The 12,550-nt window shown below is 37.3% G+C and carries 12 protein-coding genes; 9 read left to right on the top strand and 3 right to left on the bottom strand.

Annotated features, from left to right (window positions below; translation table 11 throughout):
- The first annotated feature begins 15 nt into the window (after positions 1–15).
- The 4 genes from RTR43_RS14235 (at position 16) to RTR43_RS14220 (ending at position 4,212) form a co-directional block, all read left to right on the top strand.
- Positions 16–1,554: an aldehyde dehydrogenase family protein gene (locus RTR43_RS14235; RefSeq protein WP_312472834.1), complete on the top strand. Its 1,539-nt coding sequence runs from the start codon at positions 16–18 to the stop codon at positions 1,552–1,554.
- 113 nt (positions 1,555–1,667) lie between these two features.
- A complete protein-coding gene (locus RTR43_RS14230) occupies positions 1,668–2,135 on the top strand; it encodes a hypothetical protein (RefSeq protein ID WP_312472832.1) in 468 nt (155 codons plus the stop codon).
- 185 nt (positions 2,136–2,320) lie between these two features.
- Positions 2,321–3,067 (top strand): RNA polymerase sigma factor SigI, encoded by a 747-nt coding sequence (gene sigI / locus RTR43_RS14225; RefSeq protein WP_312472830.1) that lies wholly within the window; start codon positions 2,321–2,323, stop codon positions 3,065–3,067.
- Complete coding sequence (locus RTR43_RS14220) at positions 3,064–4,212, top strand: anti-sigma factor domain-containing protein (RefSeq protein WP_312472828.1); 1,149 nt, start codon at positions 3,064–3,066, stop codon at positions 4,210–4,212. Before sigI ends, RTR43_RS14220 begins: the two co-directional genes overlap by 4 nt.
- A gap of 47 nt (positions 4,213–4,259) precedes the next feature.
- Here the strand turns inward: RTR43_RS14220 and RTR43_RS14215 are convergent, their stop codons facing one another.
- Both RTR43_RS14215 and RTR43_RS14210 read right to left on the bottom strand, forming a co-directional pair.
- Positions 4,260–4,463 carry an alpha/beta-type small acid-soluble spore protein gene (locus RTR43_RS14215; protein WP_248735770.1) on the bottom strand — a complete coding sequence of 68 codons (204 nt, stop codon included), beginning with the start codon at positions 4,461–4,463 and terminating at the stop codon, positions 4,260–4,262.
- A 126-nt stretch (positions 4,464–4,589) separates the two neighbouring features.
- Complete coding sequence (locus RTR43_RS14210) at positions 4,590–4,943, bottom strand: DUF3905 domain-containing protein (protein ID WP_312472827.1); 354 nt, start codon at positions 4,941–4,943, stop codon at positions 4,590–4,592.
- 133 nt (positions 4,944–5,076) lie between these two features.
- Between RTR43_RS14210 and RTR43_RS14205 the strand changes: the two genes are divergently transcribed.
- On the top strand, positions 5,077–5,241 hold the full coding sequence (locus tag RTR43_RS14205; protein WP_248735768.1) for a hypothetical protein: 165 nt from the start codon (positions 5,077–5,079) through the stop codon (positions 5,239–5,241).
- Positions 5,241–5,384 carry a hypothetical protein gene (locus RTR43_RS14200; protein ID WP_312472825.1) on the top strand — a complete coding sequence of 48 codons (144 nt, stop codon included), beginning with the start codon at positions 5,241–5,243 and terminating at the stop codon, positions 5,382–5,384. The genes RTR43_RS14205 and RTR43_RS14200 overlap by 1 nt, the downstream gene beginning before the upstream one ends.
- A 6-nt stretch (positions 5,385–5,390) precedes the next feature.
- On the opposite strand, the gene RTR43_RS14195 is transcribed toward RTR43_RS14200, so the two are convergent.
- Complete coding sequence (locus RTR43_RS14195) at positions 5,391–7,139, bottom strand: B12-binding domain-containing radical SAM protein (RefSeq protein ID WP_312472824.1); 1,749 nt, start codon at positions 7,137–7,139, stop codon at positions 5,391–5,393.
- 524 nt (positions 7,140–7,663) lie between these two features.
- Here RTR43_RS14195 and RTR43_RS14190 point away from each other — a divergent pair.
- The 3 genes from RTR43_RS14190 (at position 7,664) to RTR43_RS14180 (ending at position 12,253) form a co-directional block, all read left to right on the top strand.
- Positions 7,664–8,677 carry a 2-oxoacid:acceptor oxidoreductase family protein gene (locus tag RTR43_RS14190; protein WP_312472823.1) on the top strand — a complete coding sequence of 338 codons (1,014 nt, stop codon included), beginning with the start codon at positions 7,664–7,666 and terminating at the stop codon, positions 8,675–8,677.
- Complete coding sequence (locus tag RTR43_RS14185; protein ID WP_312472822.1) at positions 8,677–10,971, top strand: thiamine pyrophosphate-dependent enzyme; 2,295 nt, start codon at positions 8,677–8,679, stop codon at positions 10,969–10,971. The genes RTR43_RS14190 and RTR43_RS14185 overlap by 1 nt, the downstream gene beginning before the upstream one ends.
- A gap of 157 nt (positions 10,972–11,128) precedes the next feature.
- A complete protein-coding gene (locus tag RTR43_RS14180) occupies positions 11,129–12,253 on the top strand; it encodes an ATP-binding protein (RefSeq protein ID WP_312472820.1) in 1,125 nt (374 codons plus the stop codon).
- Positions 12,254–12,550: the final 297 nt, after the last annotated feature.

Genomic DNA, 12,550 nt, shown 5'->3' with positions numbered 1-12,550 from the left:
AGAGGGTGTGTATTCATGAAGGTAGCTCCTGAAAAGCTTAAGGTGATTGCCCCAGCAACAGGTGAGCAAATAGGGGAGATAGACGAAACTCCCATTAGTCAAGTGGATAATTTTTATCAGAATAGCAGATTTGCATTCCATCAATGGAGTCAGTTGAATGTGTCGGAAAGACTTGACTACCTGCAAAAGCTAAAATTAGTAATCGTTGAGCAAATGGATGAAGTGGCTAAAGTGGTTGCTAAAGATACGGGCAAAGTATTAACAGAGGCTTTAATAGCCGACGTCATGCCCAGTATTGATGGAATTGATCATATTTGTAAGCATGGTGAAAAAGTCCTCAAAAGACGGAAAGTGAAGACCTCCATATTATTAATGGGGAAAAAGTCGTATATCGAATATATGCCTAGAGGAGTCGTTTTAGTTATTTCTCCTTGGAACTATCCATTTCAGCTTGCCATGGTGCCGATCGTAAGTGCACTTGCTTCCGGTAATACGGTGATTTTAAAGCCCTCGGAAGTTACTCCGCAGGTTGGCAAATGTATGGAGGATTTATTTTCAAAGGCGGGATTTCCTGAAGGAGTTGTTCAAGTTGCCCATGGTGGCAAAGAGGTAGGGGCAGCATTTACTAATGGAAAACCGGATTATATTTTTTTTACAGGCTCTGTTCGGACTGGGAAAATCATTCAGGAAGTAGCTGCAAAGCAATTAATTCCTACAACCCTAGAGCTTGGTGGCAAGGACCCGATGATTGTGTTTGCTGATGCCCATTTAGAAAGAGCGGCTAAAGGAGCAGCATGGGCTGCGTTTACTAATAGTGGTCAAGTTTGCATGAGTGCAGAGAGATTGTATGTCGAAAAAAACGTATACCACTCTTTCCTTTCCCTACTAAAAAAAGAGATATCGGCCCTAAAACAGGGGACGGATATAGACGCAGATGTAGGGTCGATGACGTTCCCAGCACAAATACAAATAGTTAAAGAGCAGCTGACTGACGCTTTAAGCAAAGGAGCTGTGTTAGAGGCTGGTCTGCCTCCTGAGAAATGGGAGGATGGAATGTTTCTACCATTAACCGTGGTGACCAATGTTAACCATGACATGAAAATGATTCAGGAAGAGTCTTTTGGACCGATTATCCCTGTTATCCCTTTTGAAAGTGAAGACGAAGTAGTAGCTCTCGCGAATGATACGGTTTATGGATTAAATGCCAGCGTGTGGACCAAGGATATCGATAAAGCACGTAGAATAGCCTCAAAGCTTGTTACAGGCGCCGTAGTTATTAATGATGCAATTATTAGTATTGCCAATCACGGTCTCCCTTTTGGAGGAGCAAAGCAAAGCGGCATTGGCAGGTACCACGGGGAAGCAGGTCTAAGAATTTTTTGTCATGAAAAGGCGATTGTTGAAGATAGTGGAAGGAAAAAGTCGGAAATTCATTGGTACCCTTACAAAGGGAAATACCCGCTCTTTTTAACATTGTTAAAAAGCTATTTCCAAAAGCAACGGAATTGGCTAACGTTTATAAATAGTTTTCTAAGTATTTTGAAGAAGAGTTGAAAGCTAGGAAATTAATTTGTTGAAGTACCTGTTAATTTGGTAAAAAACTGGGTAGGCTATATCGAAGAACCAAAGTTATTTTAAATATTGCCTAAAAAAAGCGAGATTGTTCAATGAAAAAGATGAGCAGATTAGAAGCTGTGTTATGGAATATTGCCTTTCCTGGTTTCAGTCAATTATTAACAGGCCATTATATTAAAGGAGTATTGTTTGTTGTTTTAGAGTTCATAATGAATGTCAAAAGCCGCTTCAATCAAGCAATTATGTTCAGCTTCTTAGGCGAAATCGAAAGAGCTGAGGCGGTTACTAACTATCAATGGCTACTGTTTTATCCGTGTGTTTATATGTTCTCCTTGTGGGACGGTTATCGGACGGCCATGCCGGAGGATGAGAAATACTCCTATTTACCGTTTGTTTTTGGTGCTTATTTTGTCACGGTTGGTTTAATATTATCCCGAAAAGTTATCATTTTTGATCTTTATTTTGGACCGGTTTTTTTACCGATGTTGTTTTTGATTCCAGGGTTATTGATTGGGTTATTAATCAAATTTTCTTTATCTTACATCAATAGACATCTATAATTCGGCCAGGTAAAAGCTTTAAATCAGGTTAGACCTGATTAAAGCTTTTTTATGTTGGAAAAAAATTTTTTTATAACCCCCACAAAGGGTTTCAAAAGGAACGTAATTTTGTAATGAAAAAGCATCCCCTCTTAAAGTCCAAAATATCATTCATATGTTATAATTGGTCGAATAGAGGTGAGCAAATGCTGAGTTTATTGTTTATGACCAAGAAGAAAAAAAGAACTTTAGAAGAAACGGTCCTTTTAATTCAAGAAGGTGACCGCAATTTACTAGATGAAACAATCAACGCTTATAAACCTTTTATTGCAAAAGCAGTGTCATCCGTATGTAAACGGTATATTTATGAAACTGATGATGAATTTAGCATTGGTCTCATCGCATTTAATGAGGCAATTGAAAAATATTCACCAGAACGAGGAAGCTCGCTGTTGAGCTTTTCAGAAGTCATTATCAAGAGAAGAGTTATTGACTATATCCGTAAACAGACTAAAAATCAACATATAAGTATCGATCTGACCAATGCAACGAATGAAGAGGAATCAGCTGGAACAAGCATCATTAATGAACTATCACTTGATGATTACAATAAAAAGAATGACGAACAATTAAGGAAAGATGAAATTCTTCACTTTCAATCTTTATTAACTACCTTTGACTTAAGCTTCAGTGACCTACTTGAAAATTCTCCGAAGCATGCTGATGCGCGAAAAAATGCAATTATCGTAGCGAAAATGTTAGTGGAAGACACTGAGTTGAAGGGATTTTTATTTGAAAAAAAACGGATTCCTATTAAACAGCTTGAAAAAATGGTGAATGTTAGCAGAAAGACGATTGAACGGAACCGAAAATATATTATTGCGATTGCACTAATATTATCGAGTGATTATGTATATATGAAGGATTATCTAAAGGGGGTTCTTGAGACATGAAAACAGGAATAATAATGGAAATAGATGATGTGTTTCTAACACTTTTAACCCCTGAAGGTGAATTTTTGCGTGCTAACAGACAAAATCAACCCTATGCTCTCGGTGAAGAAATTCACTTTTTTCCAATTGAAAGCGGTAAACCTTTTAAAGCAATCGATATTTTCAAGAATATTTTTAAGCTTAAAACTGTTTGGGCTGTTATGGCTGCAATTATTATTTTTCTTAGTACATCCGTTCCTATCTATCAAAATAACAAGGCATATGCCTACATGTCCATTGATATAAACCCAAGTATCGAGCTTGGCGTTAATAAAAAAATGCAGGTTATAGAATTAAATGGTTACAATAAAGCCGGTAAGCAGGTTATTTCTCAATTGAAAAATTGGAATAAAAAGGATGTTTTGGATTTAACAAAGGTAATCTTAGCTGAAATGAAAAACGCCGGTTATATCAATAATAATGAACATGTTATTATTTCAACTGTTCGGACAAAAAAGCCAGAGGAAAATGTTGAAAAAGAGCTCCAAAAAAATATAGATAAAATTAAAGCAACCGTGGATAGTCAGCATTTAGAGCTGACAGTTATAACAGCAACAGAAAAAGAACTGGATAAAGCACACCAATTGGGTATTACTGCTGGGAAATACCAGGAAAAGAAAATCCAATCAGCTAAACTTGAGAAAAACAAAGAGAAAGAGAAAACTTTTGAGAATAAAAATAACCATGTAGAAAAGGAAGTTCCATCGGACCATTCTAAAGCAATTCCACCTGGACAATTAAAAAAACAACAAGAAAACAATTCCATTCAAAACGAAAAAAAAGCTGAGACTGATGGGTCTGGTGATCGAAATCGTTGGGGCGGAAATTCAATGCCACCAGGGCAACTCAAAAAGATGGAAGAAGAGAAAATAAAACAATTTTACCAAAAGGAAAATTTTAACGAGAATCAGAAATTCAAAAATAATGAAAGAGATATTGAGGAAAATTACGGAAAACGAAACGGAAATGATAATGGAAAACACAATGGTAACGATAACAAAAAATATAACAATAATGGAAATAACAACAACAATGGAAAATCCAACGAAAACAATAATGGAAAATCCAATGGTAACAATAATGGAAAACAAAAATATAAAAATTAAGAAAAGTCCGGTAAATGATACCGGACTTTTTTTCCATATTTATTGAATTATTGTTTGGTAAATTGTCCAGACATTTGAGATTGTGCTTGCTGAACCAGCCTTTTGGTAATTTCTCCGCCCACAGACCCGTTTGCTCTTGAAGCTGTATCTGAACCTAATTGAACACCAAATTCTTGGGCGATTTCATATTTTACCTGATCTAAATATTGTTCAATCCCTGGAACTAGTAATTTATTGCTGCTATTAGCCATTTTGTTTCACTCCTTTTTATCAATACAGAGGATCATTTGCCTCTGTATAAATATTATTTTATTGTCAGACCGTTTTCATAAGTGGTAATGTTTTGCGGAGCTGGATAAATAATAATAGGCACTTTTTTAATCACTCCCACTACCTACATCTTTTGTAGGGTGCATAAACGGGAATGCTTGTGGTTTTCTTTTACTTTCCAACAGTTCCCGGTTTTCAGTTGTGTTCCAGCCAATATCATTTGTAGGATGAACCCATTCATCACCTGCCATAATGGCAGGGTCAGTATCCTCAGTCCAGTTTTCTAAAGGAGAATTATCTGAGGCATAAAGGCTGTCGCCAATGGTCACTCCATGTTTATTGACAAACGGGGCCATCATGTTGATATTTGTACCCTTAAAGCTCGGGGCATTTATTTGATGTGGCATTGTTTCGTTGATGGTTAATGGGTTTAACGACTCATTCTTATTTTCCTTTGTCATGCTGCTCACTCCTGTTTTTTTCTTATTTTTTACCGTAAAGGTAAATTTATTTATGAAAAATAAGGAAAGGAATGATTCCAATCTATTTGTTCAAAACTAATGTTGTACCATTAATGAAAAGGAGGCTTACTATATGGCCAAGCGAAAAGCGGAATTTGATGCAGTAAAAAAATATACGAGGACACCTCACAAAAATGTTCAAGAAAGTGAGTTTTCAGCAGAATTTACCGATAATAATAATGCCATTAGATTTGCGAACCGTAACTCAAAATTAGGGAAAAAAGGTAGAAGTGAATAATGGGAAGCAGACGTAAAACTCCCCCTCGGATACCGGTAGAGGAATTTAGTATTGAAATTGGCGATGTGAATGGAGTAAAGCTCTATGATGCTAAGAATCGGCTAAAAAAAACAAAGCTAGGAAAGAAAAATAAGCCGGATTAATCCGGCTTATTTTAATTCTTTAAATGGAAAAATAAGTGTGCGGTCATTTGATGGCTCAAAGTAGGCCAATAAACAAGCAGACTTCTTTTCAATTTCTCCCGTTGTTAAATACTTTGCCAAATCAAAGGAAAGCTCCTCAAGCATCGTATGTTTAAATAATTCCTTTTCATCAAGGTGAAGCTCGATGTATTCCTGCCCTAAATGGGTCGGATTCTCAATGATTTGTTTATACAATTGTAAACGTGCACTTTTATCAAAACTTGCTTCCCACCAAGGCTTTCTAGGCTTATACCTATGATTTTTTAGGTAATCATACTTCATGAGACCGACAATTACGTCGAGGTTCTTGACAGATTTTTGCTCAAGAAAGAAGTGCAATCGGCGAAATAGGTCCTCCAGTTGGTGTCCGATTCTTGACCAACCCTGTTCTTCCCAGTAGGAACCAAATTCCTGGAAGAAATCAAATGGTGATGTGAACACATTCGTGACTAGGTATTCAACAGTCCAATCCATTCTATGGTCGTTCCAATACTTTTCTAATACATCTTCCACCTGTTTGATTCTCACAATATCGTCAAATGATAAGACATTATTACTTAAGATTTCATATGGAGAATGATCCATGTAAACATATTGATGTTCAGAAGCTCGAAGTCGTACACCAGTACCACGAAGCATTTTTAAAAATCCTAATTGTAATTCTTCAGGTCTCATCTCAAAGACATCGTTGAACGTTTTCCGAAAGGAAGAATAATCTTCTTCTGGCAGCCCAGCAATCAGATCGAGATGCTGATCAATTTTTTGGCCTTCCTTTACCATCGTGACAGTTCTTGTCAGCTTGGTAAAGTTTTGCTTTCGCATCACAAGTTCATTCGTATAGTCATTGGTTGACTGAACACCTATTTCAAAACGGAACAGTCCTTTTGGGGCTTCTTGATTTAGAAATTCAATCACCTCTGGACGCATAATATCAGCTGTAATTTCAAATTGAAAAACGGTTCCAGGTTGATGCTCATCAATAAGGAAGCGGAACATTTCCATGGCATAGCTACGACTGATATTAAAAGTACGGTCAACGAACTTAATCGTCTTTGCCCCATTAGCCATTAAGTAACGAATATCTTCTTTAATTGTTTCCCGATCAAAATAACGGACTCCGACTTCAATGGAGGACAGGCAAAATTGACAGCTAAACGGGCAGCCCCTGCTGGTCTCGATATAAGCGACCCGTTTTCCTAAATTTCCTATATCTTCAGGAAAGCGGTACGGAGATGGAAGTTCTTTAAGGTCCAGCTTATTCATTTGTGGGGTTATCATGACTTCTCCATTATGGCGATAGGCAATTCCAGGGACATGATCATAATTGTTCGTTGTTTGAATTTCAGTAAGTAATTGTTTAAACGTTTGTTCACCCTCACCGATGACAATAAAATCAATATCGGGCTGTTTTTCCATCCATTCAGCTGTATCATAGGTTACTTCAGGTCCTCCTAAGACAATCAGAATGGATGGGTCGATTTTCTTTATCATATTGACGACTTTAAGGGTTTCTTCGATATTCCAGATATAGCAACTAAATCCAATCACCGTTGGTTTAGCTTGATAAAGATCGGAAACGATGTTCATGACTGGATCCTTAATGGTGTACTCTTTCATTTGTATGTTATATTCCGGAGCGGCGTAAGCCTTTAAATAGCGAATTGCAAGGTTTGTATGGATATATTTGGCGTTCAAGGTAGAACAGATAACATTCATTAGAAAACTCCTTTATGCAAATAAACAATTTTTATCCCCCATTAATGGGCAGTAAAACCCCCACTGATGGAGGTTCACTTTATTCTAGCTTATTTTTGACGAAAAATATATCCCTCCAACATCTTCTAAGACTCCTGCCATCTTGGTAGGAGCCTTAGAAGATGTTGGAGATAAACTTTCCAAAGGACCAGGGCCTTTAAAAGCCTGGACGGCTACCTATTTTGTAATAAACGATCTCTAATTCAATAAAAGCAAATGCCTGCCACTATTATATGCGGCAGGTTTTTCTTTTTTAAAATCTGTTATATCACAGTTTGGTAACTGTTGTATAATTGGATTAATGCTATAAATCCTTATAAATTAGCGTTTTTTCTTATCGGAAAGATTGTGTTACAAAATTTTTTCAGCGTTGTTTAACATTTGTCACAGCTTAAAAAGAATTAATGCCCTACAATTAATTTGGAAAGTTAATTTTTTATGTTTATTTTTTGTGAATTTTTTGAACGAAAATGGGGAGGGGCAATATGTCTATTTTACCGAAAAAAAATGAGCTAGGATTCTTTGAAATCCGATTAGAATCAATCGGTGGTCTTGGAGCTAACCTAGCAGGAAAAATGCTGGCGGAAGCTGGTGTGTTTAGCCTTGGGTTGAACGGTTCCAACTTTTCATCATATGGATCTGAAAAGAAAGGATCTCCAGTAAAAAGCTTTATTCGTTTTTGTGAGGCAGATGTTCAAATCCGTGACCATAGCCCGATCGAACAGCCACATGTTGTTGGAGTATTCCATGAAGCGCTTTACAAAACCGTAAATGTTGTAAGCGGTTTAGACGCCGATGGTATTGTATTGGTTAATAGCGCAAGAGATTTTGATGATGTTAAAAAGGACTTACTGCTCGAATGTGGCACATTAGCAATTGTCGATGCCTTAACCATTGCGGTTGAGGAAAAAACAAAAGTAAATACTGCCATGCTAGGGGCATTATATCGCATCTGTGATTTCTTAGATCCAGATTCAATGAGAGATGTCATCCGAAAAACATTTGAAAAAAAATATCCACATCTTGTTGAACCAAATATTCGTACATTTGACCGCGGATATAATGAAGTTCAATTTAAAACATATGAAGTACCAGTAGGGGCTGTAGGTAAGGCCTTCACACGCCCGCTTCCACAGCTTGGTTATATGACACAGGAAATCGGTGGGGTCATTGTTTCTCCCGCCAATAGTATTTTAAAAGATTTAAGTGGTTCGCGCCAAGGATTCCTTCCTGAGTTCAAACAGGATAAATGCATTAATTGTGCAGCCTGCGATAACGTTTGTCCAGATTACTGCTTTGTTTGGGAAGATGGGGAAGACAAACGTGGAAGAAAGCAAATGTTCCTTAAAGGAATTGATTATCAATATTGTAAAGGCTGCTTAAAATGCGTTGAAGCCTGTCCAACGGATGCTCTAGGCGATCTTCGTGAAATGATTGGGTACGCCGATGAAAATCGTGTAAAACAAAACTTTCCTTATGTTGCAGGAGGTATTCTCTAATGGCCATTTTAGAAGATAAATTAACATCCCAAGGCATCGCCGAACAAGTTTCTACCTTTGAATCTGGAAATGAAATGGCAGCGATGGCAGCGGCTCAAATCAACTATCATATCATGGGATATTTTCCAATCACACCATCAACAGAGGTAGCACAATATTTAGATCTAATGAAAACACGCGGTGAGCATGATATTAAACTGATTCCAGCAGATGGTGAACACGGTTCAGCCGGAATTTGTTACGGTGCGGCAGCAACCGGGGCGCGCGTAGTTAATGCAACCAGTGCAAATGGTCTATTATATATGATTGAACAGCTACCTGTTCAATCGGGTACTCGTTTTCCAATGGTTTTGAACCTCGTAACCCGTGCAGTTAGTGGTCCGCTTGATATTCGCGGCGATCACTCAGACCTTTATTATGCTTTAAACACAGGATGGGTTATTTTAACAGCAAGAACGCCACAAGCCGTTTATGATATGAATATCATGGCTTTAAAGATTGCGGAACACTCAAAAGTTCGTTTGCCAGTTATTGTTGCTTATGATGGATTCTGGACTTCCCATCAGAAGCGTAAAGTAGAATACTTCAAAGACCGTAAAATAGTTCAACAATTTGTAGGTGAATGCCCAACTGATTACAATTTCGCTAGAGATCCTAAGAAACCTGTTACCATCGGTGCACATATGAATGGCGAGGATATCATAAATAACCATTTCCAACAATCTGAAGCCATCTACAATGCTGGGGAAGTATTTAAAGAGATTTCAAGTGAATATGCGAAGGTTTCTGGAAGGGAATATCCTGTTCTAGATTTATATAATATGGAAGATGCTGATGTTGCGTTATTCCTATTAAACTCTGCCGCAGAATCGGCAAAAGATGTTGTTGATCAATTACGCGCAAAAGGAGTGAAGGCAGGGGTTATTAGTCCGAATATCATCCGACCATTCCCTGCGAAAGAAATCCGCGAAGCACTTAAGAATGTAAAAGCATTATTAATTGGCGAACGTGCAGATTCATATGGAGCTCATGGTCCTAACTTAACACATGAAGTGAAATCTGCACTTCAAGAGGACCGAAACAACCAAACAATCGTCCTAAGCCGTGTATTTGGGCTTGGCGGTAAAGATTTCTATGCAAGTGAAGCACATGATTTCTTTAATATGGCGATTGATGCGATGGAAAAAGGCTATGCTGAAAAGCCATTTGATTATTATGGTCATATTCCAGGGAATCCAGAAAATATCCTTAAGCCCGTTATTACACCTCAGCATGGGGATGTCTATAAATCTGGTTTAATTGAGGTGAACATGGATGAAGAGACCAATAAATTAAAGGTAAAAATTCCTCCGCTACGTGCACTAACATCAAAACCAAAACGAATTGCATCTGGTCACGGAGCATGTCCTGGATGCGGGATTTTTGCTGGTCTTGAATTGTTCTTTAAAGGTATTGAAGGAGATATCGTTACACTATTCCAAACAGGCTGTGCGTACGTTACAACTACTGCTTATCCACACAGTTCTCACAAGCAAACGATGATGCATAATCTATTCCAAAATGGTGCAGCTACTTTATCAGGTACATTGGAAGCATTCATGGAATTAAAACGCCGTGGCGAAATTGAAGTGTCTGATGATGCCACATTTGTGATGATTACTGGTGACGGTGGAATGGACATTGGAATGGGTTCTGCCATTGGAACAGCACTGCGAGGACATAAGTTAATTATGCTTGAATATGATAACGAAGGTTACATGAATACAGGGTCACAATTGTCTTATTCAACACCATTGGGTCATATGACAAGCACATCGGGAGTAGGGAAAAAACAACGAGGAAAAGCATTCCATCATAAAGATACAGCTCAAATTATGGCTGCAACAAATATTCCTTATGTGTTTACTGGTACCGAAGCATTCCCACAAGATTTGGTTAAAAAAGGTGCAAAAGCACAATGGTATGCGCAGAATGTAGGGACCGTTTATGGGAAAATCCTGATTACATGTCCATTAAACTGGAAATCAGATGATCGCTATGGTACAAAAATTGTCGAAGAAGCGGTAAATTCTTGTTTCTTCCCTCTTTATGAAATAGAACAAGGGGTTACCACGATTACCTACAATCCAGAGGAAAAGAATAAACGTGTTCCACTTTCTGATTGGTTAAAATATATGGGTAAAACAAAACATCTTCTACAAGTGGAAAACAGACCAATTTTGGAAGAATTTGAAGCTGAAGTCGAATTAAGATGGTCGCGCCTAAAGGCAAAGCATGAAAATCCTATGTTATAAATAAAAAAAACGCAAAACGCCTAGTTTTGCGTTTTTTTTTCGATTATTAGCTATTAATAAAATATGATGGTCATATTAAAAGGATTTTTCTCATAATATGTAGAATAAAAGATTTATCATTAAACCATGTGTTAAGAAGTTCGCGGGGTGGCTATAAGTGGAGAAGCAGTTTAATCAGGAAAATGCTTTATCTCATGAAAATAAGGAGATGCAGATGAAGGAAACTGATTTGCAAAAAAGCGAACAAAAATATAGACGAATTTTTGAAGATTCCATTGACGGACTTATATTATGGGATAATCAGCACCGTATCACTGATATTAATTATGCTGGTGAAAAAATGATTGGTATTTCAAAGGAAAAATTAGCTGGTCATCGGATATACAATCTAGATATCTTTCAGGATGTAAAGAAACAGGAAATAGTAAATCATATTGATCAGGTCTTTAATAATGGCAAATGTACCTCCACATTCATTATTGACTATGAAGATGGAAGAAAGAAATACTTTGAATACTCTTCAAAACTTAACATTGTCGAAGGGTTGAATTTTACTGTATTTAAGGATGTAACGGAAAAGGTAGCGATGCAAGAGCAACTGCGGAAGTCAGATACTTTGACGGTGATAGGTGAGCTTGCTGCTGGAATAGCTCATGAAATACGAAATCCCATGACAGCATTGAAGGGATTCATCCAATTACTTGAGGACAGTATTACAAAAGATCATTCGATGTATTATCAGGTTATTACTACAGAACTTCAGCGAATTGATTCAATTATTAATGAGTTTTTGATTTTGGCTAAACCACAGGCCATTAGGTTTCAAGAGAAGGATATTAATCAAATCATGAAGGAAACGGTTGACCTGCTTACTGCCCAAGCAGTTCTATATAATGTTCAATTTGTAACAGAATATGATGAACAGCTTCCGGCTATTTTTTGTGAACCAAATCAATTAAAAAAAGTCTTTATAAATTTAATTAAAAATGCTATCGAGGTTATGCCTGGAGGAGGCAAGATAACAATTGCAGTAAAGAATGCTGTTAATAAGTGTATTATTATCACGATTGAAGATGAAGGAACAGGAATACCTGAAGAAATGATAAAGAGGCTTGGTGAACCGTTTTATACCACAAAAGATCGAGGAACTGGCCTTGGCTTAATGGTAAGCTATCGAATCATTGATGAGCATAAAGGGACCATCAAGGTAAAAAGTGAAGAAGGAAAAGGAACCATTTTTCAAATAACCCTCCCATTTGACGGTTACAACAGTATTAATTGAAAACACTTCTAAAAAAGGGAGTGTTTTTTTTGCTGTATAGGAAATTATAAAATAATTTAGTGTTGATAACTTGAAATAGTTATCTGAATCCAGCTCCAGCGCCCAGCGGCTAGTGGACTTCGCTCTTTTCCCTACGATAAGTCAACATCGAATCGCTATGCTCTCCGTGTTTCCTTTATCTCAGTCAAAGCGCTCCAGTCCATACGCCGCTAAACGGGCGCTTGCGCCTTTTGTTCCTGTTGACAAAATATTTGTTGTTTGATATATATCTAATTAGATAAACATAAAAACGGAAGG

This window comes from Neobacillus sp., assembly GCF_031988165.1.
Taxonomy (GTDB): Bacteria; Bacillota; Bacilli; order Bacillales; family Cytobacillaceae; genus Neobacillus; species Neobacillus rhizosphaerae.
This window is presented reverse-complemented; position numbering and strand designations above follow the sequence as displayed.